The organism is Hydrogenophaga sp., assembly GCF_026125785.1.
Taxonomy (GTDB): Bacteria; Pseudomonadota; Gammaproteobacteria; order Burkholderiales; family Burkholderiaceae_C; genus Hydrogenophaga.
In genome coordinates, this window is sequence record NZ_JAHCKL010000008.1 from 70253 (window position 1) to 97117 (window position 26865).

Consider the following 26865-nt stretch of genomic DNA (forward strand, 5'->3'; position numbering starts at 1 on the left):
GGGGATTCCGTTTCTTCTGGATGGTGGGAGAGGGTCAGTCGTTGTGGCCGAGGTAACCGGTGATCTCGAGGCCATAGCCGGTCATGCTGGGCATGCGGCGCGGGTTGCCCATGAGCTGCATGCGCAGCACACCGCATTCGCGCAGTATCTGTGCGCCCACGCCGTAGGTGCGCAGGTCCATGCGCCCGCGTTCAGGCGCCTGCGCCGAGCGGGCCGTGCCTTCGAACTGGGCCAGCAGCTGGGCGGCGGATTCGCCGCAGTTGAGCAGCACCGCCACGCCCGTACCGGCTTTCTCGATATGGCGCAGGCTGGCTTCCAGGCTCCAGGAGTGCATAGCCCGGCCCACCTCGAGCACGTCGAGCACCGACAGCGGCTCGTGCACGCGCACCGCCACGCTGTCCTGCGGGCCCCACTGGCCCTTGACCAGCGCCAGGTGCAGCGCGCCGCTGGGCTGGTCGCTGAAGGCGGTGACGCTGAATTCGCCGAAGGCGGTGTTCATGGTGCGGGTGCCCAGCTTGCGGACCAGGCTCTCGTTGCGGCTGCGGTGTTCGATCAGGTCGGCGATGGTGCCGATCTTCAGGCCGTGTTCGGCCGCGAACAACTGCAGGTCGGGCAGGCGGGCCATGGTGCCGTCGTCTTTCATGATCTCGCAGATCACGGCCGCGGGGCTGCAGCCGGCCATGCCGGCGAGATCGCAGCCGGCCTCGGTGTGGCCTGCGCGCATGAGCACGCCGCCGTCCACCGCTTGCAGTGGGAAGATGTGCCCTGGCTGAACCAGGTCCGACGCTTGCGCGCCGGCCGCGACGGCCACCTGCACGGTGCGGGCCCGGTCGGCGGCGGAAATGCCCGTGGTCACCCCTTCGGCGGCTTCGATGGACACCGTGAAAGCGGTGCCCATCTTGGTGCCGTTGCGCGGCACCATCGGCGGCAGGCGCAGGCGCTCGCAGCGTTCGCGGGTGAGCGTGAGGCAGATCAGGCCTCGTCCGAAGCGGGCCATGAAATTGATGGCCTCGGGGGTGACATGGTCGGCGGCGAGCACGAGGTCGCCCTCGTTCTCGCGGTCTTCTTCGTCGACCAGGATCACCATGCGGCCGGCGCGGATGTCGGCGACGATGTCCTCGACGGGTGAGATGGTCACGGGGGCCAGCGGTTCTCGGGCGTTCATGTGGATTCCTTGGGGGTGTTCAGACCGGCGCCCAGCATGCGCTCCACGTAGCGGGCGACGGTATCGATCTCGAGGTTCACCGGGCTGCCTTCGCGCAGGCTGCCCAGTGCGGTGTTCTGGACGGTGTGGGGAATGAGGTTGATGCTGAACTCGCAACCTGCGGCGAGGTCGTCGACCCGGTTGATCGTCAGGCTCACGCCGTTGACGGTGATTGAACCCTTGTACGCGAGGTACTTGCCGAGCTCGGGGGGGGCCATGACACGCAGTTCCCAGCTTTCGCCGACCTGGGCGAAGCGGGTGACCGAGCCGACGCCATCGACGTGGCCGGAGACGATGTGGCCGCCCAGCCGGTCATGGGCACGCAGGGCTTTTTCGAGATTGATGGATGGGCCTGCCTTGGCGAGTCCGGTGGTGCGGGCCAGTGACTCGGCCGAGATGTCGATGGTGAAGCGATGGGCAGGGAGGTCCAGGGAGGTGACCGTCATGCAGGCGCCGTTGAGCGCGATGCTGTCACCCAGGCCGACGTCGTCGAGGTACCCGGCGGGCGCCTCGATCGTCAGCCGCTTGCCATGGTCCAAAGAGCTGCCCAGGTCGTGGAGGTCGGCGATACGCCCCACGCCGGTGATGATGCCGGTAAACATCGGCGTATTTTCGCAGGTTTGCCCAAGGGCGCTTTTCCGCCCGGCCGGTGGTCATTGTTCCCAGCAGATCCGGGCGTCCAGCGGAACGGGTACCTGCGCGGTGGGGGCTTGCCCGCGCCGGCCGGTCTGGTCGAGCTGGAAGGCGCCGCAGGGGTCCGCCATCTGCGCGGCGGTGGGCATGGCGACGAGGCGGAAGCCGCGGCCATCGATGGAATCCACCGAGAGGGTGTAGCGATGCCCTTCCACCACCAGGTCACCTGGAGCGATGTCCTGGGCCAGCGGATAGCTGCCATGCACGGTGGCCGTGCGCTCCATGGCCTGCGCCAGATGGAGCAACGCGGCTCGGGCATGGGCGCGGTGGCCCCGCATGACGTACTGCCGGTAGCTCGGCACGGCTGCCGCCAGCAGCACCGACACCAGTCCCAGCACGACCACGGTTTCCAGCAGCGTGAACCCTTGCCCGCGGCGCATGCCTTTCATCTCAGCATCTCTCGCCAATCCACGCGCGCGCCCGGCCCGTTGGCGCCGAGCAGGGAGGTCTGGTCGGTGCACAAGGCTGCCGTGCAACCTGGACCGTTGCGCAGGGAGATCAGTTCCAGCCGGTTGCCCGCGCCTGGCAGACCGATGAACTCGCTGGACGGAGCCTGCACCCGGCTCACTTTCGGGGCGCCCCGGGTGGCCCCTGCCAGGGCGAACACCGGCGTGGCGGAGGGCCAGCCAGAGATCACGTTGAGCACGGAGAACCAGTGTTCGTCCTGGCGCACGCCGGCCTCGCAGCGCTCGCCCGTACCAGGGTCCGCGGGCACGGTGCTGGCAATCAGAGCCTTCTGGCCTTCAAAGTACACCGGTGCCTGCAGCACCCGCTCGCGGCTGCGCGGGAGGTCCAGGTACCAGCCGCGCGCACTCACGGCCTGGTCGCCCCGTGAGTACGCCACACTGCGCTCGGTGGACACCTGGTGTGTCGCAGGCGCCATATCCGCGGTGGCCGGGGTCTCGGCAGGCCACTGGATCACCTCCTGCCGCACCAGCGACTGGCGCCCCATCGTTGCGGGTATGGGGTCGGTGTCCAGAATGGTCAGGCGGCCGTTCTGGCGGTCAAAGCCGCTTTTGTCCCATACGCTGTAGATGGTCTGCGTCTGTGCCAGCGTCGAATCGATCTCCTGCAGGTGCTGGCCGGTGCCGAACAGCAGTTGGACGCCGCCCAGCGGGTGGGCCATCCAAAGCGGCGCGCTGGTGATGGGCTGTGCCCGGGCCGGCGTTGCCGCGTCCCGGGCGACGAAGAATGGCGTGCAGGCAGACGGGGCGCGGCAGGTTTCTCCGGTGCCGCCCCACGCGGCGACACCCCAGTCGGCCTCGCTGGGGCCAGCGAGATTGAATTTCCAGAGTTGCCCCTGGAGATCTCCCGCATAGGCCATGTCCGCCGTGCCGTCGCCGTTGGCGTCGATCAGGCGCGGCGCGGCCAGGCCATTGGAGCGGCCGGTTTGCGGGTCCGCCACCAGACGCACCATCCGGCGGTCGCCGTCCAGGTACTGGATGAGCAGCACGGGGCGCTCGTTCATGCTGTTGACGCCGTTGCCCAGGACCAGGGCCCAGCGGCCGTTGTTGAGGCGCGTGATCTGCTCGCTGCGGCCGTTGCCGGCGCTGTCAACCACCGGCGCGCCGTAGATGTGGCCCACGTCCTCGTGGCCTTCGAAGGGCGCCGCGCCGTCGCCGGGGAAGCTGCGGTCGAGCAGCACGGAGGAGGGGGAGAGCGCATTCGGGTCGGTCACGTCCAGCACGACATAGCCCCGCCCCCCGCCGGCCAGGCCGCTGGCCAGCACGGTGCGCCACTGCGGTTGGGAGGCGCCAGGCCCGCGCAGGTCCGCGTCGCCGGTGAAAGGGCTGCCGTCCGCGGTATAGCGCGCCACGTAGGCGGGGTCGGTGTAGGCGCGCAGGGAGGCGTAGGCGGCCTGCGGCACGTAGGCCGCGCGCTCGGCGCCTGTCTGCGCGTCGAAGGCGTGCAGCATGCCGTCGTTGGCGCCGACGAAGACCATGGGGGGGCGCTGGGCCATGCGGGCGCGAAAGTCCGCGTGGCCCGGGTGCTCGAAAGCCAGCCGCAGCGGCCGGCCAGTGAACCAGAGACGCGCGTTCACGATGCTGCCCAGACGCGAATCGCGCTGGCGCAGCGGCCCGCCGTATTGCGTTTCCAGGAAGCGGTGGCCGCGCAGGTAGTCCAGGCGTTGGCGTGCGCGAGCGAGGCTGTCGTCGCCCCGCAGGAGATCGCGTTGGGCAGATGACAGGCGCGACCACTCGAAGGCGATGCCACCGCGGCCGTCGTGGCTGAGGATCAGGCGTTTGGCCGGATCCAGCAGGGGAGAGTCGAGCCAGGTCGAGGCGCGCCACACCGGCTCCGCGTCGGGCGCGGCCTGGTTGGGGCCGAAGCGGTGTGCGCTGACGTCGCCGCTCCAGCGGCGGGGGTCGTAGCCCGCCACGAAAACGAGGCCGTCGCTGCGCAGGCGCTGGGTGTTGCTGGCAATGCTCACGCGGGTGGGCGGTGCGCTGGGGACGATGTCTTCGATGAGCCGGTCCAGTGCCGCGGCAAGGCCGTTGGCATCGGGCGCGGCCTGGTAGCGGCCCCGGCTGTTGAGTGCCATGTGCCACAGGTCGGGCCTTCTTTCTGCCTGCTCCTCGGTCGGCCTTGTCCGGGGCGTGCCGGTGCCATGGCAGGCCGGCTGGCCTGGTCCGTTGTCCGGGGCGGTGCAGAAAGGGGAGGGCCAGTGAGCTTCGCCGCGGATGAGGCCGCCCAGGCCGGCAAAGCCCTCACCCGCCCAGTTGGGCTGGACGGTCCAGTGAGAGGCTTGCCGCAGGCCGATGACGTGGTTCACCATGTGCTGCCAGGTCGCTGGATCGTTGCGCGGGTTCCAGTACGGCTGCAACAGGGCGGGCGCGCTGGCGGTGCCGAAGTTCTCGGCGGTGCCGGCGACCGACCAGCGTGGCGGCACCTTGTCGGGCAGGTCTGGTTGCAGGTCGCGCGACCAGTAGTGGAAGGCCAGGTCCGCCAGCGTGCTCGCGCTGGCCGTGCCCCAGGTATCGCTGTAGAGACGGGCCTGGTCGGATGCCGGCGCGTAGTCCGCGCCGTCGGGCAGCCGCATGGCCTGGTGGTCCGGGTTGTCGCCGCGCGCGACGGGCTGGCTGGAAGCGTCCGGGGCGCCGTTGCTGAGCAGCACGTGGTAGGCCTTGCGGCACGCCAGCACGGGTTCGGCCTGCTGGCCTGGCACGGCGGCCCAGGGGCTGTGGGCGTCCTGCGCCTGGGCGCTGAGGTATTGGCCGGCCGTATCCACCAGGTCATGCAGTGGTGAGCCGGGCGCCAGGCGGAGCTGCGCGGCCCAGGCCAGGAAACGTTCGCGGTGTTCTCCCGCCAGCGGCTGCAGCGTATTGATGCCCTGGCATTCGGTGGGGGGGCCTGGCAGGCCGCGGCAGCCATGCGCCGACTGCCACGCCAGACGGATGCGGGCTTCGCCCAGGCGAGGGGCGGCGAAGGCCGCTTTCAATGCTTGGCGCAGGTCCCGCAGGCCCTGGTTGCCCAGGCTGGACGCGTTGTCCACCGAGACGATCACGTTGGGTGCGGGCTCCGTGGACAGGTGCGGTGGGCGTTGCGCAAGCAGCAGCGGGGTGGCCTGGCAGGCCAGGGCCGCCAGTGCACCGGCGGTGGACAGGAGCAGGCGCAGCGTATCGGTGTGTCGCATGGGGGTGGTCCGGGTCAGGGGTTCTGGTTCTGGGGGCGCGGCACGAAGACGGTGCGCAGGTGCACGCGCGTGCCTGGCTTGAGGCCTTGTACGTAGGCGTGGATGCGGTAGATGAAGGGGTGGCGGCGATCGGGCACCGGCAGGTCGGCCACAGGGGTCAGGATGGCGGCGGCGTCGGCGTAGCGAAACACCTCGACCCAGTACCAGGCGGCGGACCTCGCCGGGTCCAGCAGTGGGTGTCCATCGGCTCCCGGCTTGGCGCCCGTGTAGCGGCCGTAGGTGGCGGCAATGGCTCGGTCGCCTTCACCCGCGGTCATGGCCGCCAGGTCCTCGGTCCAGGCCTTGGCGTCCAGGGCATCCACCGAGGCCGGCATGCAGATGCCCTGCAGGCATTGGCGGTAACCGCCTGCGAGGCGAGGGCCCAGGATGTCCAGGTCGTCGTCGTCCTGAGGGAAGTACACGCCCGTGCCGGCGGCCTGCCTGCACGCGCTGTCGATGCCGGCGGTCCGCCCGCACGGCTGGCCGTCTGCGCGCAGCCCCAGAATGTCCAGTTCCGCGTCGCGCACCAGTGCCTCGGCGGCGGCAAAGGCGCGCTGGGCGTCGCTGCCGCTGCCTGCGCGGCGTTCGCCCAGCCAGCCAGTCTGCAGGCCGCCGAGCAGCGACACGCTGGCCAGCAGCAGCACGGCCATGACCACCAGGAGCGCGACGCCCCGCTGGCGGTCCAAGGTCTGGCGGCTCATGCGGACGCGTTGCGCAGGTGGATCACGCGCATGAACACGCGGCGGATGCGGCCGTCGGCCGGCACGGTTTCGTCCTGGCAGCCGGTCAGGCTGGCGCCCCGTCCCGCCGTTCTCAGCGGGCTGGCCAGCCGCAGGCAGACCCAGACCCCCTGTACCTGGCCCCAGTCTGTCGGGGTTTCCTGGTACTGCAGGCTGTCGTCGGCCACACGCACGGCGTACCGCACCTGGAAGTCTTCGACGCCCTCGACCAGGGGGGCCGGGTTGGCCTGGCCGGAGCCCTTGCAGCGCAGGTTGCCCGCCACAAGTTCGAACGCGCTCTGCACACGGTCGCCGGTGGGGGGATTGCCCAGGCAGTCCCTGGCGTCGACAGCCGCGTCCGCGTCCGTCGCGGTGCGCAAGGTGTCCGGCTTGCCGGCGGCTCCTTGTTGGCCGTCTACCGCTCGCGGCAGTGCGGTGGCGTCGCTTGCGACCGGCCCGGCGCCGAACGCCACCTGGGCACCGCCACCGACGTTGAGCAGCCTGCGTCCACCTGCAGGCCTGACCTGCTGTTCGATGATGCGCAGCGCGATGTCGGCGTCCTGGTACAGGCGGGTGACCTCGCCGAGCAGGCCCGCGCTCAGCCTCGCGTGCGAGAGCGTGCCGATGGCGGCGATGGAGACCAGCATGCCGATGACCAGCGCGACCAGCAGCTCGACCAGGCCAACGCCCGCCTGCCGTGTTCGTGCCGTGGGGGGCTGCAGGGTGCCTGGAGCGCTCATGGCCGGATGTAGACCAGATGGCAGGCGTAGCCGGCTGGGCAGGTCGCGTCGGCCTCGTCGGCATCGGGCACCGCGTTGCCGGCGCCGTGGCCTGCGTAGAGGGCTACAGGGTCGGTCCAGCCGAGCAGCACGCCCAACTGGCTGGGGTCGGTGCGCGAACGGAACACGCGGGCCTCGCCGCCGGGCAGGGTGCTCCGGACGGTGCGTTTCCATTGCCAGAGGTCATGGCGGGCGAGCTGTTCGCCGGAGCAGACATCGCGCAGGCAATCGGCGGTTTTCTCTGGTGTGTCGCCCCATGCGGTTTCGTAGAGTGGCAACGGCGGTGGATTGACTACGGTGCGGCGAGCGAGGGCAGGGTTCGTCTGGACCCGTTCCAGCAAGTCGTTGGCCATTTGCACGGCGGCGGTGCGTGCGTTGGCGTTGCGTGCATGGGCCAGCGAACCGGCCTGCAGGCCGGCCAGCCCCAGCACACCCAGCGCGAGGATGAGCATCGCGACCAGGCTTTCGATCAGGCTGATGCCCGACTGGCACCGGCCGCCTCGGGAGCGCTTCAGCATTGGGTCGCTCCTTTGACGGTGCGCACGCGGCTGCCGGCCGGAAGGCACACCAGGACGCCATCCGCTGCCGAAAAACCGTTGCCGGCCGGGAACAGTTCCATGCGGGTGCCGGCTTGTGTGACCTGGCCGTAGCGGTCCAGTGCGATCGAACCCGGGTTCACCACGCCCGCTTTTCGCAGCACGGTCTGCGCCGGCAGCGCGCTCTCCTGCAGCACGGTCTCGTCCTTGTCCAGGGAGCCGTTGCCGTTCGCGTCGGCGAACAGACGCCAGCCGCAGCGCCAGTCGCCTGCCCCGAGCACGGCCTCACCGCAGGGCTCCAGGCGCCTGAACACCACCGGCTGACCGAGCCGGAGCGCCTCCATGCGGGCGAAGTGGAGGCTGCCGATGAACTGGTTCTTGAGTGCCTCGACCCGATGGGCGCGCGTGAGGCTGGCGAAGCTGGGGGCGGCGGATACCGCGAGCGCGCCCAGCACGGCGAGCACGGTCAGCAGTTCCAGCAGCGAGAAGCCTCTGGTGGCGGGGTGGAGGCGGACCGAAACGGGGGAAGAAGGTGGCGCCATTTGCATGGCGGCACTGTATCAGCAAAAAAGAGTACTAAAGACCTCTTTCAGGGAATACGCTGAGTTGAAAAGTGATCTTATCCGGCTGGCCTGGGTGGATGGGTCAGAAAGGCATCATGGCCGTTGACGCGGGCGCGAAGCCGCAGGTCGCCACCCACCAGGTCGGCTGACACGTAGTGCAGCGCGGTAGCGTCGTCCAGACGTTCCAGGGGCGTGATGTCGGCCAGGCCCGCACCGGGTCCCAGCAGGCTTGGCGCCAGGTAGAGCAGCAACTCGTCCACCAGGCCTTCGCGCAGGAAGGAGCCGTTGAGCTTGTGCCCCGCCTCCAGATGAAGTTCGTTGATTTCCCGCCGGCCCAGGTCCGTCAGCAGACCCGACAGGTCCACCTTGCCTCGCAGGCCTCCCGGCATGGGGATGAGGGTGGCACCGCGTGCGCGCAGGGCGGCCATCTTCGCCGGGTCTTCGTCGCTGGCATGGTAGATCCAGATCTGCCGCGCCAGGCCGTTCGCCGGGGTCTCGAACAGGCGGGCGTTCGCGGGTGTCTTCAGATGGCTGTCGACGATCACCAGGTGCGGCTGGCGAGGTGTGTCCACCAGGCGCACATCCAGCATGGGGTTGTCCTCCAGCACCGTGCCGACACCCGTGAGCACCGCGCAGGCGCGTGCGCGCCAGGCATGGCCGTCGGCGCGGGCTGCTCCGCCGGTTATCCACTGGCTCGTGCCGTTGTGCAGGGCGGTGGTGCCGTCCAGCGAGGCGGCCACCTTCATGCGCACCCAAGGCTGTTGCCTGATCATGCGGCTGAAGAAACCGATGTTGAGTTCGCGCGAGGCGTGGGCCAGCCCATGGTCGTCTGGCAGCAGCTCGACGGCCACGCCGGCATCGCGCAGGCGTTGCAGGCCGCGGCCCGCCACCAGCGGATTGGGGTCCGTGGTGGCCACCACGACCCGGGCGATGCCAGCGGCGGCCAGGGCGTCGCAGCAGGGTGGCGTGCGCCCATGGTGCGAGCAAGGTTCCAGGGTGACGAAGGCCGTGGCGCCCTGGGTGCTCTCCCCGCGCGCCTGGGCATCGCGCAAGGCCATGACCTCGGCATGCGGCCCACCGGCCTGTTGCGTGTGGCCCTGGCCGATCTCGCGGCCATCGGCGTCCGTGAGCACGCAGCCCACGCGGGGGTTGGGGTTGGAGAGGTAAAGCGCCCGTTCGGCCAGCGCCAGGGCGCGGGCCATGGCGTCGGCGCCGGTCACCTCCAGCAGCCGGTGGTGGATGCCGCGCCCTTGGCGCCCAACTGGTTGAGCGTGAGCGTGCCACATCGCGTGTCGCCGGCCTGGGGGGCGCCGGGCACGGCCTGGAGTTGGTAGGCCGTGGCGCTCGGGTTGGCGGCGAAGCTGAAGGCGTAGATGCCCGCGAGGTCGGTGCGGCAGGTGAGGTTGGGCAGTTGGGCGCTGGTGAGGTCGGTGGTGCAGCCGGCGCCGGTCTTGTTGTAGGACAGGCAGGTGGTGTAGTTGCGCTCCACCCACTGCGAAAGCTCCATCAGGCAGCCGCTGGCCGTGGCGCGGCGCGACTTCTGGATGTAGTTGAGGTAGCTGGGGTAGGCGACCGCGGCGAGGATGCCGACGATGGCGATCACGATCATCAGTTCCACCAGCGTGAAGCCGCGCTGGTGCAGCAGATGCGGGAAGTGGGTGCGGCGGCGGAAAGTGGTCATGGGTAGGGGTCCTGTGGCGGGCGCGTCAGTCCCGGATGATCTCGCGCCAGGTCAGGCGGCCTTTGACCGGCACCGCGCCGGTGTTGACGCGGATGTCCTCCACCGTGCCCTTGGAGCCGCCGACGGCCAGACGGTTGCCCACGAGGATGGCCTCGCCGGGCATGCCCACGCCGAGGTCGATCGAGCCGATGTAGGCACCGCCGAGCAGATCGTCGAGGAATTGGCCATTGTCATTGACGTCGAAGAACGGTTTGGTCAGGCGCGCGCCAGTGTAGGGGTTGATGGCATTGAGGTAGCCGTTGCCGCCCGGGGTGCATTCGTCGACCACCGGGATGATGGAACTGAAGATCAGCGTGGGCTCGGCCAGACGGAAAATTCTAGCGGCGGTGGTCACGCGCTCGCCGGATGCGGGCAGGTCCAGGTAGAAGCCTGACTTGCCGGACATGTCGTTCGCGGCCGCCGTCGCAAAGGTTCGCACGAGTTTGCCATCGAAGGTGCCGGTCTGCGAGACGGTTCTCGACACCAGGTTGGCGCGGCCATTGATGGCGGAGCCTTCGTCGATCAGGCCATACAGCGTCTGCACGCGGGTGTCGTTCGGGTCGCCGGTGCGGAAATAGCTGCCGGTGCCGAAATGCACGAAGCGCTTGCCGAAGTTCACGTCGCTGGACACATCGTTGCGCGCGATGTTGATGGGCGCCGTGATGGGTTGCGGGTTGTTGGCGTTGTCCCGGGCCTGGAAGATCGGTGATCCGCCGTTGGCCAGCGCCCAACTGGCCACGGTAGTGCCAGAGACATCGAACTTCCACACGTTGCCCTTGAGGTCGCCCGCGTAGATGAAGTCGACCTTGCCATCGCCGTTGGCGTCGAACAGGCCCGGCGTGGCCAGGCCGTTGTCGCCGGCCACGCCGGTGTCGATGGTGGTCACCAGCGCACCGGTGACCATGTTGAAGATGTAGAGCACAGCCTTCTGGTTGGTGCTGTTGTAGCCATTGCCCACGATCACCACGCGCTCGTCGTTGTTCATCGTGGCGAGTATGGGACGGCCCAGCATGTAGCCCAGGTTGGCGTCCGCCGTGTTGACGTATTCCCAGAGCACGTTGGTGGTCGAGAAGCCCGCGGGGTTGGTCACGTCCAGGCCGAACAGGCCCTTGCCGCCACGGCCCAGCGTGGCCACCAGGTAGTTGTTGGTGTGCACCGGCGTGCGCGCAGAGACGGCGATGTCGCCATCCACGAAGTACTCGTGCTGGTCGTTGTAGGCCGGCGAGGCGAGGTTCTTCATGCGCGGCAGCATGGGGCTGGGGATGTGGGCGAACAGCTCCACCCCGGTGCGGGCATTGAAGGCATGCAGCATGCCGTCGTTGGCACCCACATAGACCGTGTCGGTGTCCTTCACATAGGCCGGCGAGGAGTGGGTGATGTCGCCCAGCACCGTGGCCGGTGAGCGGTCGCGCAGGGTGCCACCTTCCTGGATCTCCAGGGTGCGCACGCCGCGCAGGTAGTTCAGCAGGTTCTCGCTGGTGATGTGCGTGCGCTCATTGGCAGACAGGCTGGCCCAGTTGAACAGCTTGCCTTTTTCGGGTCCGGTGACATCGGACCAGTAGGTGATTTTGCGCGAGCCGGCCACCGGTATGTGGTCTGCCGCCCGCCAGGACGCGATGGAGCCCACGCCCGCGTCGGTCACTGGGTAGGCCGAGAGGTCGCCGGACCAGCGTGTGCTGTTGAACGTGGCCTGGTAGACCAGCGAGTCGGTGGAAAGCACGGTGCTGTTGGCGATGATGTTGCCGCCGCTGCCGCTCTTCTCGATGATGTTGTCAAACGCCTTTTTCAGTGCCTCGCGCAGTTTCAGCGGGTTCTGCACCAGGAAGTAGGTGTCGGGTACACCGTCGCTGTTGGAGTCCCACTCGAGCGGCAGGTCCGGCGTGTTGCTGTTGTTGCGGTCCACGAAGCCCCCCCACTTGGCGGCGTACCACAGCGGGTCGCGCAGCAGGGTGGCGCCGCCCGTGCCTGAGTTGGGCGTGAAGGTGAAGACGGAGGGCGTGCTGCCGATGGTCGGCAGCGAATTGCATCCCGTGGGTGGCGTGGTCGCGTCGCAGTAACCCGGTGCGCGCCCCGCCGGCACGTTCAGGAAGTACGAACCGGAGCCCGTTTCATCGCGCGCCACCAGGTACACGCCGTCGGCTGTACTTCCTGAAATGACGTAGCCCATGTGCTGGTAGATGCCGCCGGCCTGGTAGGTCGGCTCCACGGTGACGGACAGCGTGTTGTCTGCGTTGGCCTTCACCGTGTACTTCGCGATGGCGTCCATGTCGTGGTCGGCACCTTGCTCCACGTCTTCGAAGTTGATCTGGAAGACGGCCTCGTACCGCCCTTCGTTCACGGTGGCGTCGATGTCGGCGGTGCCCGAGTTCGCGATGCGTTCGACGTAGAAGTCCACGATCTGGTTGGTGGGCTGGTACTGGCCCTTGGTGGCCGAGATGCTGGAGCCCCCCACGGACTTGGAGAACGGCACCAGGCTGATCACCTTGCCGTTGGGCAGCTTGGCTTCGATGCGCGGCAGCGGCGAACTCAACGCCACCACGTAGTTGTCCACGGACTGCTTGCCCTGCAGCGAGGTGCGCAGGTCGGTCGCCTTGGCGTAGTAGGCCATGGAGGCGGAGTAGTAGCTTCCCTGCTTGGTTGGCTCTTCCGGCGCGAGTCCGCGGATGGTGCCCAGCGAGGTCACGCTCTTCGGTGTTGGCGCCGTGTCGTAGGTCGTATTCGACTGACCGATGAAGCGCTGGCCGGTGATGTTGGACTCCACCGCGGTGATGGTGTCGCCCAGGGCCTTGACGTCCAGTCCTGTGATGTCGCCGGAGTAGCTGTTGAAGTGGCTTCCGGGCAGGCTGTCCGAATCGAAGGATGGGTTGATGTCCGAGATGGTCAGGAAGTTGGCGCGCGAGCAGTACGAGGCCTTGGCTGCGCTGGTGGCCTCATAGGGGTCGTCCCAGGTGACATTGGACAGACCCACTTCGGTGTCCACGGTGGTGGTGCCCATGAAGGCGGTGGTGGCGCTTTTCTTGCCCGCGAAATAGCGCGTGGCTTCGTACAGCATTTCACCGATCGGGTTGCCCCAGTCCGGAAACTCGCCCTCGTTGGGCGCGCGCGTGGTCACCCAGCCGTTCTTGTAGGACTGGTCGGTGCTGCCGTTGTTGTAGCCGCGGATGCGGATGCGGTCGAAGGTGCGCACGATGCGCGCGTTGCTGGTGAACACACCGGTGTTGGTGTTGACCTCGTCCTTGAAGGAAGAAACGACCTTGCGCAGGCGCCCGCCACTCATGTTCTTGTCGTAGCTGCCGGAGAGCAGGCCGAACAGCATCGCATCGGTCTCACCGTACTCGTGCAGCAGCCCCACGGGCTTGTACTGGCCATTCGGGTACTGCTTGCAGTCGTTGTGGTAGGTGGCCGTACAGACCAGGACGCGCACGGTGAAATTGCGCTCCGCTCCTGTGCCGCTGGGAAAGCTGCCGGTGGACAGGCTGTCGTGCAGCACAGGACGTTCCTTGGAGGCCCATTCCCAGATCCGGCGGTTGTTGGGAACGTTCTCGCGCACGCGCAGGATAGGCGCCCGGTTGCTGCAACTGTCCAGCGTGCTGCAGTTGCGGTCGTAGTTCGCGGTCAGGTTCCCGAAGAAGTGTCGGCGATTGTCGGCAGTGGGCTCCGCCAGCGGTGTGTAGTCGCTGATCTTGTAGCCATCCGTGGTTGCGTTGTGGTATTCCTTGCCCCAGCTGTGCGCGTCCTGCGGAATGTAGGCGCGGCGCAGAATGGTCTGGGTGTTGGTGCCCGTGCCGTCCCCATCCACTTCCCGATAGCCCCCGTACAGCACCTTGCGCAGGGCGTCGATGCGGCTGGTGGTGACGTAGTTGAGCCAGTTGCCCGACCAGCGGTGCGTGGTGCTTCCCGAACAGCGGCGGCTGTCGTCGGCCGTCGCGCCGGGGCTGAACAGGCCGGTGTTGTCGTTGCGGTCGGCCTGGTTGCTGCTGGCGCCGGTGTAGGCGTAGCACAGCGTCGAGTCGTACAGCCCATAGTAGGTGATCGAGGGCTTGAAGCGGACATCCAGCGTGCCATCGCCATCGACGTCGCTGGCGTCGTTGTAGGCCTCATAGAAGAACTTGTGGTCCCGTCCGGCCACCAGCATGGTCATGGGCTTGGCGCTGATGGTCGCCCCCAGTGGCTTGCTGGGCCAGTCCAGCGCCTGCACGCTCAGCGTGGTCGACACGATGGCGGTGATCGACGCGATCTTCAGCGCAGTGTTCAGGTGTGACAGACATTTCATGGCGAGGCTCCCAGGGAAATCGTTCGACTCATTCGGCCGCGAAGATGGACTGCAGCGTCACCGACGCACGGTCGGCGCCAGCGTTGCTGCGCGCGGTGATGCGGTAGCGCTTGCAGTCGTTGCCGGCTGAGGGCGTGCCAGGCTGGCAAGGGAAGGTGTTGCCCAGGTATTCAATGATGTACTGCGGGGTGAGGCTGATGGGCCCGTTGGCCACGGCGGCGGCGTCGTGCCAGCCGCTGAAGCTGCTGTCGGCCCACCGCGCGGTGGCGGCGGCATTGGGCGCGCCGCACACCCCGTTGACGCAGGGCGTGAGGGCGGCTGGCGTGGGCACCGTGGCCTCCACCAGCGCCTCGGCCTCACGCAGCGCAGCCTCCGCCGCCTGGAAGGACAGGCTGCGGTCAAAAGTCTGCGCGGTCATCTTTTCTTCCAGCGTCACCGTGCGCAGCGCGCTCAGACCCACCAGGGTCATGATCACCAGCAGGATCAGTGCAACGACCAATGCCACGCCGCTTTCGCGGTGTGGCATGGGGTGTGAAGGGAGGGGGCGTTCGGTCTTCATCAGGAGAGTCGGTTGCGCAGGTTCACGACATGGATGAGCTGGCGCTGCAGCGGTTGCTGATCGGTGCCTACCGGCGCCTGGGTCTGCAGTGTCAGTTTCAGGCGGACCGCCACCACCTGGGCCGTGGCTCCGGTGGTCCAGTCGGTGATCGCGTCGGCTTTCACCCAGTTGGAGTCGAGCACGCCGGTGGCGGTGTTGCGCAGCAGGTAGTCCAGTTGCATGTCGCGCACGCCTTCGGCGATTTCCTCCATGCCGGTCGCGTTCGCCCGGAAGAGCGAGCGTCCGCCGCGCTGGTTGTTGCCGACATACCAGGTGCTCGCGGTGTAGCGGGTGACGAAGCCCCCTGGCTGGAAGCTGCGCGAATTGCCCGTCGCGGACGAGCAGTCCGTGGGATAGCCCAGGCCCTTGCTGCAGTTGTCCGTCGCGCCGGCACCGTTGGCATGCAGCACATTGGCCGAGGTGCCGGACGTGGCGTTGGTGAGCTTGGCCAATGCGGCGGACTGGCCGTCGCACACCACGACGTAGTCGTCGGTGGCAAACCCATGGTCGGCCGTGTTCAGGGTGATCTGGGCGGCATCGGCATCGTGCGCCGTGATGGTGACGCCGTCGAACATGCCGCCACTGAGCACCCGTATGGCGTCGGTGCCCGCCACCCGCGAGCTGATGGCGTTGTTCGTGGCGACGATGCCCGTGGCCACCTGGTCGTTGTCGAAGCCCTGCAGCACGCCGGCGGCCCAGTCGGCCCACCAGGCCGTGCCCGAGTTGTTCAGCACATTGGCCATCAGGCTGGCGCCGCAGAGATTGCCGCCAGCCTGGCGCACCTCGCGAGCCATCAGTTCAAACGAGATGCGCGCGTTTTCCTGCAGCCGGCCGAGATCCTCGTTGGTGCGGAACGTCTGCTGGTTGGTCATGAAGATGTTGATCACACCACCGATGAGCAGCAAGCCCAGCACCAGGGCGACCATCAGTTCGACGATGCTGAAGCCGGCCTGACGCCGCCGGCCCATCTGGCGAGAAGAGAGGGGAAGAGGGCGGCTCATAGTCGGCTCTGGGTCTCGAAACGCTGGGCGCCCAGGCCGCCGGCGCGGCTGTCGTCCCAGGTGATCTGGATGGTGCAGACGCCATCGACGTCGCAGTTGATGGCGCCACAGGTCGCCTCGTCCGCGCCCAGGCTGATCTTGAGGCTCTCGATCCAGTCCTTGCGGTTGTTGTCCGCCAGGGTGCTGCCGGTGATGGCCAGTGGGCTGCAGATGGGCGTGATGACGCCCGCGCTCACCGTGCCGGTGTTGTAGGCCAGGGACACGGCGGCGGAGCGGTCCGCCCGCATGGCGTCGAGCATGTAGTAGCTGAGCATCACGGCCTGTCCACGTGCGTAGCTGCTCTGGTTGGTCTTGAGCGCGTTGGCCTGCAGGCCTGCCATGCCCAGCAGGCCGAGCGCCAGGATCAGCACCGCGACCAGAATCTCGATCAAACCCACGCCGCGCTGCCGCCGGCTCAGGGGCGGTCGCGACACGGACGCAGGCAGGGCAGGGCGCTGACGGTTTCTCATAGGTCGGGGCATGAGGCGGAGACGGAACTCGGGGTATGGGTGATGACACGGCCAGCCGCCGTGATCTCGACATCTCTGGCGCGCCGGCTGTCCGCCAGCGCGCCAACGGTGCTGCAGACCTGGAGGAAGCCGGACTGCGCGGCGCCGTTCATCAGCTTGGGCCGGCCATCGGCGCCGAAGGAAATGAAGTTCGCCACGTCGGCCGTGCCCTTGAGCGCGATGTTGGGCGGCGAGGCGGCCTGACTGGCCAGTATGGTTTCGCCCGTGTCCACGGAGGCGTCGGTCGAGGAGCGGGTCGTGTCCACGAAAACAATCCAGCCCTGGGTCCATTGGCCTGCGTTGGTGCATTGGGTGGCGTTGGCACTCTTGCACAGCGTGACCCGCGTCCCACGCCGGATCGCTTCGGTGCGGGCCAGCGCCATCGCACTGACCAGGTCGTTGGTCGTTCCGGTCAGGCGGTTGGAAGCAATGGCGGACTGGAAACTGGGTACCCCGAAGGCCAGAATGATGGCCATGATCGCCACGCCGACCATGAGTTCGATCAGCGTGAAGCCTGCCTGGGCGGTGGAACGGTGCCCAGGCGAACAGGTAAATGAATGTTTCACGGCTGAATTGTGGGCGGGATACCCGCAGCCGTACCGGACAGACGCCGAAGTGCCGTCTGGGCAGGATGGACGGTCGAAGCCGTACGGAAGATCACGAAAAGGCCGGTCGGGAGGGGGAAGCTGCCTCGCGGAAACGCCCTTCCTGGCTACTTGCGGACCTCGTCCACCAGCGCGCGGAATTCGTCAATGTCCTCGAAGCTTCGGTAGACGCTGGCAAAGCGGATGTAGGCCACTTTGTCCAGCTTCTTGAGTTCGCGCATCACCATTTCGCCCAGGCGCGCAGCGGCCACCTCCCGGGCGCCCAGGTTGAGCAGCTTCTCCTCGATGCGCTCGATCGCCGAATCCACCTGCTCGGTGCTCACTGGCCGCTTGCGCAGTGCCAGCGAGAACGAAGCCCGCAGCTTGGCCGGCACATAGTCCACCCGCCGGCCGTCCTTCTTCACCACGGCCGGAAAACTCACCTCCGGGCGCTCATAGGTGGTGAAGCGCTTCTCGCAATGCCCACACTGCCGCCGACGGCGAATGAAATCCGCGTCTTCCGAAACCCGGGTCTCCACGACCTGGGTTTCGAGGTGGCCGCAGAACGGGCATTTCATCGGTACACGGGGAAGCGCGCGGTCAAGGCGTTCACTTTGGCTCGGACCGCCTCGATATTGGCCGGGTCGCGCGGGTTGTCCAGCACATCGGCGATCAGGTTGGCCGTCTGGCGCGCTTCTTCGTCCTTGAAGCCCCGGGTGGTCATGGCCGGCGTACCGATGCGCACGCCGCTGGTCACCATGGGCTTCTCCGGGTCGTTCGGGATGGCGTTCTTGTTGATGGTCATGTGGGCGCTGCCCAGCACGGCCTCGGCCTCTTTGCCTGTGATGCCCTTGGCACGCAGGTCCACCAGCATCACATGGCTTTCGGTGCGGCCGCTGACGATGCGCAGGCCGCGTGAAGTCAGCGTTTCGGCGACGATGCGTGCATTTGTCAGAACTTGCTGCTGGTAAACCTTGAATTCAGGTGTCAATGCCTCCTTGAAGGCCACCGCCTTGGCCGCGATCACGTGCATCAGCGGGCCGCCCTGCAAACCGGGGAAGATGGCGCTGTTGATGGCCTTTTCGTGCTCGGCCTTCATCAGGATGATGCCGCCGCGCGGGCCGCGCAGGCTCTTGTGGGTGGTGGAGGTCACCACGTCGGCGTGGGGCACCGGGTTGGGGTAGACGCCCGCGGCGATCAGGCCTGCGTAATGCGCCATGTCCACCATGAAAATCGCGCCAACGGCCTTGGCCACCTTGGCGAAGCGCTCGAAGTCGATGCGCAGGCTGTAGGCCGAGGCGCCGGCCACGATCAGCTTGGGCTTGTGCTCATGGGCCTTGCGCTCCATGGCGTCGTAGTCGATCTCTTCCTTGTCGTTCAGGCCGTAGGACACCACGTTGAACCACTTGCCGCTCATGTTCAGCGGCATGCCATGGGTGAGGTGCCCGCCCTCGGCCAGGCTCATGCCCATGATGGTGTCGCCGGGCTTGAGGAAAGCCAGGAACACCGCCTCGTTGGCCGAGGCGCCGCAATGGGCCTGGACGTTGGCGGCATCGGCGCCGAAGAGCTGCTTGACGCGGTCGATGGCGAGTTGTTCGGCCACATCGACGAATTCGCAGCCACCGTAGTAGCGCTTGCCCGGATAACCCTCGGCGTACTTGTTGGTGAGCTGGGTGCCCTGGGCGGCCATGACGGCCGGCGAGGCGTAGTTCTCGCTGGCGATCAGCTCGATATGGTGTTCCTGGCGCGCATTCTCGGATTGGATGGCGGCGAAAAGCTCGGGATCGGTTTGCTCGATCAGGATGTGGCGGTCGTACATGGCAGTCCTTCAAGACGTGGAACCTTGCGCGAAGACAAGGGCTGCCCAGGCGAACGGCTGAACACCGGAGCGGGTCCGGCGGCACGCTTCCCAGTGGTTGTCCCTGCGCCGGTCGTGCAAGCGTCCAGGCAGGGGGGCCACGTCAGCGCAGTCTGAGAGCCAGAGGTTCCCGGATGCGCCTATCGCCAGTTGCGTACCCGGCTAGTTTAGCCGAGCTCAGGAGCGGGTCAGGCTGCCGCCAGCGGCCGGCATGGGGTGAAGGGCCGGACCCTCCGCCTCCAGTTCGCTGCCCGGTTTGATGGCCGGAGCGGGCGAGGCCGCATTGGCGGCCGGTGCCACCACCGGAATGGGCGCGGCCTGCGGGGGCACATAGCGCGGCAAGGGTTTGCCTTGCGCCACGCTCTGGATGCGCAGGTGCTCGGCCATCACGCGGTTGACGTACCAACTGCCGTCGGAAGTGACGGCGCCTACGTACAGGCGCAGCCCGCCTTCGATGGAGCCGGCGCGCTTGATGCAGTCCTGCAGCACGCGCACGCCCACCCGCAGGTTGGACACCGGGTCGAAGGCGGCGAGCTGGCCGCCGAAGTCGTCGTACTTGTCGGTGTGCACGCGCGTGAGCACCTGCATCAGCCCTTGCGCGCCCACCGGGCTCTGGGCGAAGGGGTTGAAGCGCGACTCCACCGCCATCACGGCCAGGATCAGGGTCGGGTCCAGACTGGCGCGGGTCCCGATGTCGTAGGCCTCGGCCACGAGAGCCCCCAGGGGCTCGGCGGCCACGCGGTACTTGCGGCTGAGCCAGTAGGTCACATTGGCCTGCTGTTTGGGCAGGGCAGCGGGCAGTGCAGCGGTGACGCGGTCCACCGCGCTGGGTTCGGCGGTGTACACCGTGTCTTCGGCCTGGGCTTCCTGGCGCTCCAGCAGCCAGCCCAGCAGTTGCTGCTCGGCGCTCTGGCGCAGGTCGGCGCGCGCGGCGAGCGTGATGAGGGCCACAGCCAGCAGGGTGCCTAGCAGAGCCAAGCTGTTGTGCGTGATATCGAAGAAGCCCTGGTAGGTGTCACGCAGGGCGGTCTTCAACGAGGCCACGGCACCTGAGGTGCTCTTCTGTTGTGGCGAAACCTGGTTCGCGGTCATGTCGTCGCTCCTTGAGCGCTGTCCGTTCCTGTCGTGGGGCGGGGCAGCGGGATGGGTCGCCATCGAACCTCTGACCTCATGGGAACAGAGGCTGACTTAGCCTTCTGGCAGCGTTGCGGGTTTACCCTGGACGGGCAAGCGAGCGGATGGTAGGGAGTTGATAATATCCAGTCAATGTTTATGATTGGATTTTTTATTCATTTTGGTAATGAACAACTGTAAGTAAACGTTGAAAAATGGGCTTCGCTAGCGCCAGGCCTTGGTGGCACAAGGCTTTCAGCGGGGCGCTTCTGTTACGACCGTTTGTCGGCTGGCAAGCACCTTTCGCGTTCCAAAACGTGATTTCCGGGGGGTGAATGGGGAGAGGGCGAGCGATTGAAAATTCGCATGGCCATTGGTCGGCCAACGTCTTGATCCCCGTACGCACCGGGAGTAACCTGAGGTCGTCTGTTCGATGACAGACAGCAGCCGATGACGCGGTGATCCGCTGATCGGCCCCATCGGGAGCAATCTGTTGCTTCCAGGCTGGAGGGACATCCAACTCCCACCGCCAAACCCGACGGCAAGTGCAGTTCGCCCGCCGTCAACCCCGGCAGATCCGCTCTGCCGGGGTTTCTTTTTTGGGGGGCTTCGTGGGGTGAGCATCTGGTGTGGGATGCGCTTGGGCGACACTGTCGCCCTGTGTCCGTTCTCCATTGCCCATGAATTTACCGACCTTCTCCTGGGCCGCCTCCCGCTGGCTGAGGCGTTTGCTCATTGCGCTGGGTGTCTTGGCGCTGGTGTGGCTGCTGAGCTGGCTGGCGGTACCGCCCTTGCTGAAGTGGCAACTGGAGAAGCAGGCCAGCCAGGCCCTGGGCCGTGCCGTCACGGTGCAGCGGGTGGACTTTCGGCCCTGGTCGCTGGAGCTCTCGATCGAGGGCCTGCAGGTCGCCGGCCTGCCGGGGAGCGGGCCGCAGTTCACGATGGCGCGCGTTTACGCCAATGCCGAGTTGCAGTCGCTGTTCCGCCTCGCGCCGGTGATCGACCGCCTCAGCCTGGAGCAGCCCAGGCTGACGCTGCGCCATCTGGGCGAGGGGCGGTACGACATCGACGATGTGCTGCAGCGCCTGCGGCCGTCCGAATCCGGGAAGCCTGGGGAACCCAGCCTTTTCGCGCTCTTCAATATGAGCCTGGTCGGCGGGGAACTGGAGTTCATCGATGACGCCAAGGGCGTGACCCACCGCCTGACCCAGCTTGAGGTGGGGGTGCCCTTCCTGAGCAACCTGCCGTCTCGCCGCGAGGTGGTGACCGAGCCCAGGCTGGCCTTCGTGCTCAACGGCAGTGCCTTCGACTCGCACGCCAGCAGCACGCCTTTTGCCCAGTCGCACCGCACCGACGCCCGCGTGGAGATTCCCGCGTTGGACCTCACGCCCTACCTGCCCTACTGGCCAGCACAGTGGCCCTTGCAGCCGCAGGCGGGCACGTTGGAGTTGGCGTTGAAGGTCGACTTCGAGGACCGGGACGCACCGCGTCTGGTGCTGTCCGGGGCTGCCGCGCTTTCGGGGCTGCGCATCGTGGAGCGCGCGTCCGCCGCGTCCGAGGCGGTGGCTCTGTTGTCTTGGGAGCGGCTGGCACTGGACCTGCACCGTGTGGAGCCACTGGCACGCCGTGCCGAGTTGACCCGGGTGCTGCTGAAAGCGCCGCAACTGCATCTCTCGCGCGACGGGCAGGGGCGTCTCAATCTTGAGCGCATGGCGCAGGCTTGGAGTGCTCCGGCTGTTGCTGCTGAAGTTCCCGCCACCCCCGCAGCCCCGGCCCCGCCGGCGCCAGACTGGCAGGTCCAGGTGGGGCAGGTGGTGCTGGAGAGTGGCTTGCTGCAGTGGTCGGATGCCGCCGTGAGGCCGGCCGCCGATCTCCGCCTGGAAGACATGCAGGCACAGGTGCAGGACCTGCGCTGGCCAATGGCCACGCCAGCGGCGTTCGAGTTGCGGGCGCGGCTCGGGCAGACTCCGCTGTCCGTGCAGGGCAGCGCCTCCGCCAGAGAAGCCCAGGCCCAGGTGGCGCTGGGGGAACTGCCTCTGCCAATGTTCGCACCCTACCTGCAGCAGGTGTTGGTACCCGAGGTGGACGGCCGCCTGAGCGCCGACCTGCAATGGCGCTGGCAGGCTGCGCAGGACACCCGGCCCCAGGTGCTGGTGGCGGGGGTCTCCAGCCTGCGCCTGGACCGCTTTCGCCTGGGCCCGGCCCGACGGCCTCTGGCCAGCCTCGCCGGCCTGGAGGTGCGTGAGGCGGTGCTGGACCTCGCGGCGAACAAGGCCGACGTCGGGCAGGTGAAGGCACGCGGCCTGCAGGTTCAGGTGCTGCGCGAAAAGGACGGCCGCTGGCAGGCGCAGGACTGGGTGCGGGCCGCGCAGCCGGCCGCGGAACAAGCCCCAGGGGTACCTTGGCGCGTGACGTTGGCCGATGTGTCGCTCGACGCCGGCCATGTGGCGCTGGAAGACCGCCTGCCCGCCCGCCCGGTGAGCCTGGACCTGCGCCAGATCCGGCTCCAGGTGCGCAACCTGCAGCCGCTGGCCGCCGAGCAGCCGGACATGCCCGTCTCGCTGCAACTCCAGCTCGCGGGTGGCGAGCAGGGCCGTGTACGCGAGGCCGGCAAGCTGTCCTTGAACGGCAACCTGCGCCTGCCAGGGGAGGGCGGTGCGGGACTGAGGGTCAAGACACGGGTGCAGGCCGAACAGGTGCCTCTGCACGTGCTGGAGCCGTACTTTGGTGACGCTCTCAATATGGAGCTCGTGCGCGCCGACGCGGGGTTCCGCGGCACGGTGGAGGCCGCCATGCCGGCCTCGGGCTTGAGCCTGGCGTTGGAGGGTCAGGTGTCGGTGGATGACCTGCAGGCCAATACGCTGGCACCGGCGGAAGACCTGCTGGCCTGGAAGTCGCTGCAGGTGCGTGGGCTGCGGTTGGCATTGGCGCCTGGCCAACCTTTGCGCCTGGCGGTGCAGGAGACCGTGCTCAGCGACTATTTCGCTCGCGTGATCGTGGATGAGAGCGGGCGCTTCAATCTGCAAGGGCTGGTGAAGTCCAGCGACAGCGCGCCTGCGTCGGCGCAGGCGGCCTCGTCGCCGCCGGCCGACATCCGTTTCGGGCCGGTCAGTCTGGTCCATGGCCGAGTGCTGTTCTCCGACCGGTTCATCAAGCCCAACTATTCGGCCAACCTCAGCGAGGTCACCGGCAGCCTCAGTGCCTTTGGCAGCACGTCGGCAGGCGCTCAGCCGGCCATGGCCGACCTAACGCTGCGAGGGCGGGCGGAAGGCACGGCGTCGCTGGAGATCGACGGCCAGCTCAATCCGTTGGCGCAGCCACTGGCGCTGGACATCCGCGGGCGGGTGCGCAACCTCGAATTGCCGCCGCTCTCGCCCTACAGCGCGAAGTACGCCGGCTATGGCATCGACCGCGGCAAGCTCAGTGTGGACGTGTCGTACAAAGTCGAACCCGATGGCCGCCTGAGCGCCAACAACCAGATCGTGCTCAACCAGCTCAGCTTTGGCGAGCGTGTGGCAGGCAGCGAAGCGCCCAATCTGCCGGTCAAGCTCGCGGTGGCCCTGCTGGCCGACCGCAACGGGGTGATCGACATCAACCTGCCGATCAGCGGGTCGCTGAACGACCCCGAGTTCCGCATCGGCCCACTGATCTTTCGCCTGATCTTCAATCTCATCGGCAAGGCCGTCACCGCGCCGTTTTCGCTCATCGCCAGTGCCTTCGGAGGCGGTCCGGAAATGAGCCAGGTGGCCTTCCCGGCGGGCCGAGCCGTATTGGACGGCGCGGCCCGCCAGCAGCTCGATGCGGTGGCCAAGGCGCTGGCCGACCGCCCGGCACTGCAGGTGACCGTGGTCGGCCATGCAGACCTCGAGTCCGAGCGCACGGGCTATCAGCGCGCCCGGCTGGATCAACTGGTACTGGCCGAAAAGCGACGTGTGCTGGCCCGCACCGGGACGCCACCGGCCGAAGGCCTGACGGTCTCGCCCGACGAATACCCGGCCTTGCTCAAGGAAGCCTACCGGCGTGCTGATATCCCCAAGCCGCGCAACCTCATCGGCATAGCCAAGGACCTGCCCCAGGCGGAGATGGAGGCCCTGCTGATGGCGGCAGCGCCGGTCTCGCCGGACCTGCTGCGCGAACTCGCGGTGGCGCGTGCGGTGGCGGTGAAGGACTACCTCGCGAGCCGTGAACTGGCGCAGGATCGCCTGTTCCTGGGCGCGCCGTTGCTGGGCCGCCAGGGTGACAACTGGCGGCCGCAGGCCGAGCTCCGGTTGGCCCCGCGCTGAACCGGGTGCCCGCTGGGGCATGGGCCGCGAACTGCGGCGACAATACGCCTGGGTCCGCGCCGCTGTGGCGCGCGCCACGTTTCGTCCAGGTTTCTTTTTCCATGTCGCTGTTTTCCCTGCGCAAAGCGCCGTCCTCGTCCAACGCTTCCGACCCCACCGTGAACACGCCCCAACCCTCCAAGCCCGCCAGCGGCGCCGCGACCCATCCGTTGGATGCCCTGACGGGCGGCGCCTTTTCCGCGCCGACTTCCGGCGAGCGCGCCGCGCGCATCCGCACCTGGCTGGCGGGCGAACCTTCGCTGGAGCAGATGAACGAGGTGTTCAAGGAGCTGTCGCACCGCGACCGTGGCGCGGCCAAACCCTTGAAGGAAAAGCTCGACGAACTCAAGCGCCAGAAATCCCAGGAACAGATGTCGGTGGAGTGGGCGCAGAAAGCGCAGACGCTGCTGGAGCAGTCTCGCCTGAACCTGGCCGACGCGCTGGCCTGGCAGCGCGATGCGGCGCGTGCCGGTGCGCCCCTTTCGCGCGAACCGCTGGCCGCGCTGCGCCAGTCGCTGGCCGAGCGCGTCAAGGCCATCGAGGACCTGCAGCACCGCGTGCAGGTTGAACGCGAAGCCGCCGTGCTGATTGCCCAGCGCATCGAGGTGCTGTCCACCAAACCCTGGCGCGAGGCGCAGCAGACCGCTCCGACACTGCAGGCCGACGTCAGCCAATGGCAGGCGCAGGCCAGCACGCTGTCGCAGGATCCGCAGTGGGCCAGCGTGGACGCCAAGTTCCCCCCGATGCTGGAGGCCTCGCGCCAGCAGCTCCAACTGGTGTGGGACGCTTTTGAAAGTGCATTGGCTCAGGCCATCGCGGCCGACGCGGATGCCCAGGCGCCGCTGCCGGCGGTGCCTGTGTGGGCCGACGAGCTGCGTGCCGCGCGTGGGCAGGAGAACCCCGTCACCAGCGAAAAGTCTGCCCAGGATGCCCAGGCTCAACAAGAGCGCCGTGCCCGTGCAGCGGCCGAACTGGAGCCCGCGCTGGCCGTGCTGGAGCGCGAGCTTGCCGAGGGCCACGGGAAGGCCACGCCCAAAGCCGCGGCCGACGTGCGCAACCTGCTCAAGAGCCATGGCCGTGCCGTTGGCGCGGCGCTGGAAGCCCGCGCCAACACGGCGCTGGCCCAGGCCGGTGAACTCGAAGGCTGGCAGCGCTGGCGTGCCGACCAGTTGCGCGAGGAACTGGTGGCCAAGGCGGAGGCCTTGCTCAAGGCGCCCGAGGGCCAACGCCTGGGTGGACGCAAGATGCAGGAAACCCTGCGCGGTCTGCGCGAGCAATGGAAGACCACCGACCAGGGCGGCCAACCCAACCATGCGCTCTGGAAACGTTTTGATGAAGCCTGCACAGAAGCGCACAAGGTGGTGGAGGCCTGGCTGGTGCAGATGCGCCAGCAAGGCGAAGCCAACAAGGCGCAGCGCACGGCCATCATCGACGAGTTGCGCGCCTGGACGGTGGCGCACGCCGAGAGCACCGACTGGAAAGCCCAGGTGCGGGAGTTGCATGCGTTCTCGGAGCGCTGGCGCGAGGCGGGCCATCTGAGCGAGAAGGCGTTCGCCGAGATCCAGCCGCTCTGGAAAGACGTGGTGCACACCGCACACGCCCGGCTGGAGGCGGCACAGGACGAGAGCATCGAGCGGCGCAAGGCCTTGATCGCCGAGGCCGAGCAGCTGGGCCAGGCCCCGGCGCTGCGCATCGACGCGGTCAAGGCACTGCAGCAGCGCTGGCAGGCAGAAGCCCATGCCGTGCCGCTGGAGCGCAAGCAGGAACAGAAGCTCTGGGAGGCGTTCCGCCAGCCCATTGACCAGGCCTTCGCGCGCAAGAGCAGCGAGCGCGAGAAGGCAGCGTCCGCATTGAGCGCGCACGACCAGCGTGTGCTGGAAGCCTCGCGTGCGCTGGAAACGGCCAGTGCGGGCGGTGATGCTCAGCAGATCCGTGCGGCCATGACCGCCCTGGAGGCAGCCCTCAGTGCACGCCCTGAATCCGTTGAGGCACCCGCTGCGGACAAAGCGGAGGCCGCCAGCCCGGCCGACGGTGCCGCCGTGGCCGCCGCACCGGCCCGCAAACTGGTGGCCATGCGAGGTGACGATCGGCCAGGCATGAAAAAGGCCGAGCCTGCGGGGCGCGATGCGCGCCGTGATGGCCGGCCCGCGCGCCCCGAGGGAGGCGGGCGGGGTGCGCCTTGGCGCGAGGAGCGCGAGCCGCGCGGTCCCCGCCTGGGCGATACCGCGTTCCGCGCGCAGCGCCAGGCCCTGGAATCGGCGCAGGCCAGTCTGCGCAAGCTGGCCGCACAGGCGCATGGCGAGGTGCTCACGCAGTTGCAGGGAGCCTGGGAGCAGCGCGACGCCGAACAACTGCCCGCCGCCCAGGCCCTGGGTGCGCGCGTGAGCGCGGCCGGCCGCGCGACCTGGGCCGCCGCCGTCTCCGCGCCAGCGTCAAAGCCGAATGCGGAGGCCCTGCTGCGCCTGGAGATCGGTGCGGACGTGCCGACCCCGGCCGATCACCTGAGTGAACGGCGCATGCTGCAACTGCAGTTGCTGACCCGCCGCCACGCGGCCGCGCCAGCGGATACCTGGGTGGAGGACGTGGCTGCCGTGCTGGCGGGCCCGTTCGAGGCTGGGGCGGCACGCCGTCTGCAGAACGTGCTCAAGGCCTTGCTCAAGCGTTGAGTGGCGGTCCGCGCG

The 26865-nt window shown here is 67.9% G+C and carries 20 protein-coding genes and 1 riboswitch; of the genes, 2 read left to right on the plus strand and 18 right to left on the minus strand.

What is annotated here, in order from left to right; translation table 11 throughout:
- Window positions 1-34: 34 nt before the first annotated feature.
- From ribBA to KIT53_RS10295, 18 genes are all read right to left on the minus strand, one after another.
- Window positions 35-1165 carry a bifunctional 3,4-dihydroxy-2-butanone-4-phosphate synthase/GTP cyclohydrolase II gene (gene ribBA / locus KIT53_RS10210; RefSeq protein WP_297751578.1) on the minus strand — a complete coding sequence of 377 codons (1131 nt, stop codon included), beginning with the start codon at window positions 1163-1165 and terminating at the stop codon, window positions 35-37.
- Window positions 1162-1806, minus strand: a complete 645-nt coding sequence (locus tag KIT53_RS10215; protein ID WP_297751581.1) for a riboflavin synthase — start codon at window positions 1804-1806, stop codon at window positions 1162-1164. The genes ribBA and KIT53_RS10215 overlap by 4 nt, the downstream gene beginning before the upstream one ends.
- Before the next feature lie 51 nt (window positions 1807-1857).
- Window positions 1858-2277, minus strand: a complete 420-nt coding sequence (locus KIT53_RS10220) for a type IV pilin protein (protein ID WP_297751586.1) — start codon at window positions 2275-2277, stop codon at window positions 1858-1860.
- Window positions 2278-2282: 5 nt separating this feature from the next.
- Window positions 2283-5531: a PilC/PilY family type IV pilus protein gene (locus tag KIT53_RS10225; protein ID WP_297751591.1), complete on the minus strand. Its 3249-nt coding sequence runs from the start codon at window positions 5529-5531 to the stop codon at window positions 2283-2285.
- 14 nt (window positions 5532-5545) lie between these two features.
- Window positions 5546-6271 (minus strand): hypothetical protein, encoded by a 726-nt coding sequence (locus KIT53_RS10230; RefSeq protein WP_297751594.1) that lies wholly within the window; start codon window positions 6269-6271, stop codon window positions 5546-5548.
- Window positions 6268-7029, minus strand: a complete 762-nt coding sequence (locus tag KIT53_RS10235; protein WP_297751597.1) for a PilW family protein — start codon at window positions 7027-7029, stop codon at window positions 6268-6270. Before KIT53_RS10235 ends, KIT53_RS10230 begins: the two co-directional genes overlap by 4 nt.
- On the minus strand, window positions 7026-7586 hold the full coding sequence (pilV, locus tag KIT53_RS10240) for a type IV pilus modification protein PilV (RefSeq protein ID WP_297751600.1): 561 nt from the start codon (window positions 7584-7586) through the stop codon (window positions 7026-7028). The genes KIT53_RS10235 and pilV (KIT53_RS10240) overlap by 4 nt, the downstream gene beginning before the upstream one ends.
- The gene (locus KIT53_RS10245; RefSeq protein WP_297751603.1) at window positions 7580-8152 is read right to left on the minus strand and encodes a GspH/FimT family pseudopilin; all 573 of its coding nucleotides are present in this window, start codon (window positions 8150-8152) and stop codon (window positions 7580-7582) included. Before KIT53_RS10245 ends, pilV (KIT53_RS10240) begins: the two co-directional genes overlap by 7 nt.
- A 71-nt stretch (window positions 8153-8223) precedes the next feature.
- The gene (gene ribD, locus KIT53_RS10250) at window positions 8224-9369 is read right to left on the minus strand and encodes a bifunctional diaminohydroxyphosphoribosylaminopyrimidine deaminase/5-amino-6-(5-phosphoribosylamino)uracil reductase RibD (protein ID WP_297751815.1); all 1146 of its coding nucleotides are present in this window, start codon (window positions 9367-9369) and stop codon (window positions 8224-8226) included.
- A 14-nt stretch (window positions 9370-9383) separates the two neighbouring features.
- Entirely contained in the window at window positions 9384-9848 is a 465-nt protein-coding gene (locus KIT53_RS10255) for a type IV pilin protein (protein WP_297751606.1), read from the minus strand.
- 25 nt (window positions 9849-9873) lie between these two features.
- On the minus strand, window positions 9874-14160 hold the full coding sequence (locus KIT53_RS10260; RefSeq protein WP_297751609.1) for a PilC/PilY family type IV pilus protein: 4287 nt from the start codon (window positions 14158-14160) through the stop codon (window positions 9874-9876).
- Window positions 14161-14188: 28 nt separating this feature from the next.
- Window positions 14189-14686 (minus strand): PilX N-terminal domain-containing pilus assembly protein, encoded by a 498-nt coding sequence (locus KIT53_RS10265; protein WP_297751611.1) that lies wholly within the window; start codon window positions 14684-14686, stop codon window positions 14189-14191.
- Between the two features lie 32 nt (window positions 14687-14718).
- Window positions 14719-15759: a PilW family protein gene (locus KIT53_RS10270; protein ID WP_297751614.1), complete on the minus strand. Its 1041-nt coding sequence runs from the start codon at window positions 15757-15759 to the stop codon at window positions 14719-14721.
- Window positions 15756-16232, minus strand: coding sequence for a type IV pilus modification protein PilV (gene pilV, locus KIT53_RS10275; RefSeq protein ID WP_297751617.1), 477 nt, complete (start codon window positions 16230-16232; stop codon window positions 15756-15758). The genes KIT53_RS10270 and pilV (KIT53_RS10275) overlap by 4 nt, the downstream gene beginning before the upstream one ends.
- 32 nt (window positions 16233-16264) lie before the next feature.
- Window positions 16265-16873, minus strand: coding sequence for a GspH/FimT family pseudopilin (locus tag KIT53_RS10280; RefSeq protein ID WP_297751620.1), 609 nt, complete (start codon window positions 16871-16873; stop codon window positions 16265-16267).
- Between the two features lie 146 nt (window positions 16874-17019).
- On the minus strand, window positions 17020-17469 hold the full coding sequence (gene nrdR, locus KIT53_RS10285; RefSeq protein ID WP_297751623.1) for a transcriptional regulator NrdR: 450 nt from the start codon (window positions 17467-17469) through the stop codon (window positions 17020-17022).
- Window positions 17466-18710: a serine hydroxymethyltransferase gene (glyA, locus tag KIT53_RS10290; RefSeq protein WP_297751626.1), complete on the minus strand. Its 1245-nt coding sequence runs from the start codon at window positions 18708-18710 to the stop codon at window positions 17466-17468. The genes nrdR and glyA overlap by 4 nt, the downstream gene beginning before the upstream one ends.
- Before the next feature lie 36 nt (window positions 18711-18746).
- A riboswitch (ZMP/ZTP riboswitch) is annotated at window positions 18747-18913 on the minus strand.
- A gap of 13 nt (window positions 18914-18926) precedes the next feature.
- Entirely contained in the window at window positions 18927-19841 is a 915-nt protein-coding gene (locus KIT53_RS10295; RefSeq protein WP_297751629.1) for a lytic transglycosylase domain-containing protein, read from the minus strand.
- Window positions 19842-20542: 701 nt separating this feature from the next.
- Between KIT53_RS10295 and KIT53_RS10300 the strand changes: the two genes are divergently transcribed.
- On the plus strand, window positions 20543-24145 hold the full coding sequence (locus KIT53_RS10300) for a DUF748 domain-containing protein (RefSeq protein WP_297751631.1): 3603 nt from the start codon (window positions 20543-20545) through the stop codon (window positions 24143-24145).
- A 101-nt stretch (window positions 24146-24246) separates the two neighbouring features.
- On the plus strand, window positions 24247-26850 hold the full coding sequence (locus KIT53_RS10305; RefSeq protein ID WP_297751634.1) for a DUF349 domain-containing protein: 2604 nt from the start codon (window positions 24247-24249) through the stop codon (window positions 26848-26850).
- Window positions 26851-26865 lie beyond the last annotated feature (15 nt).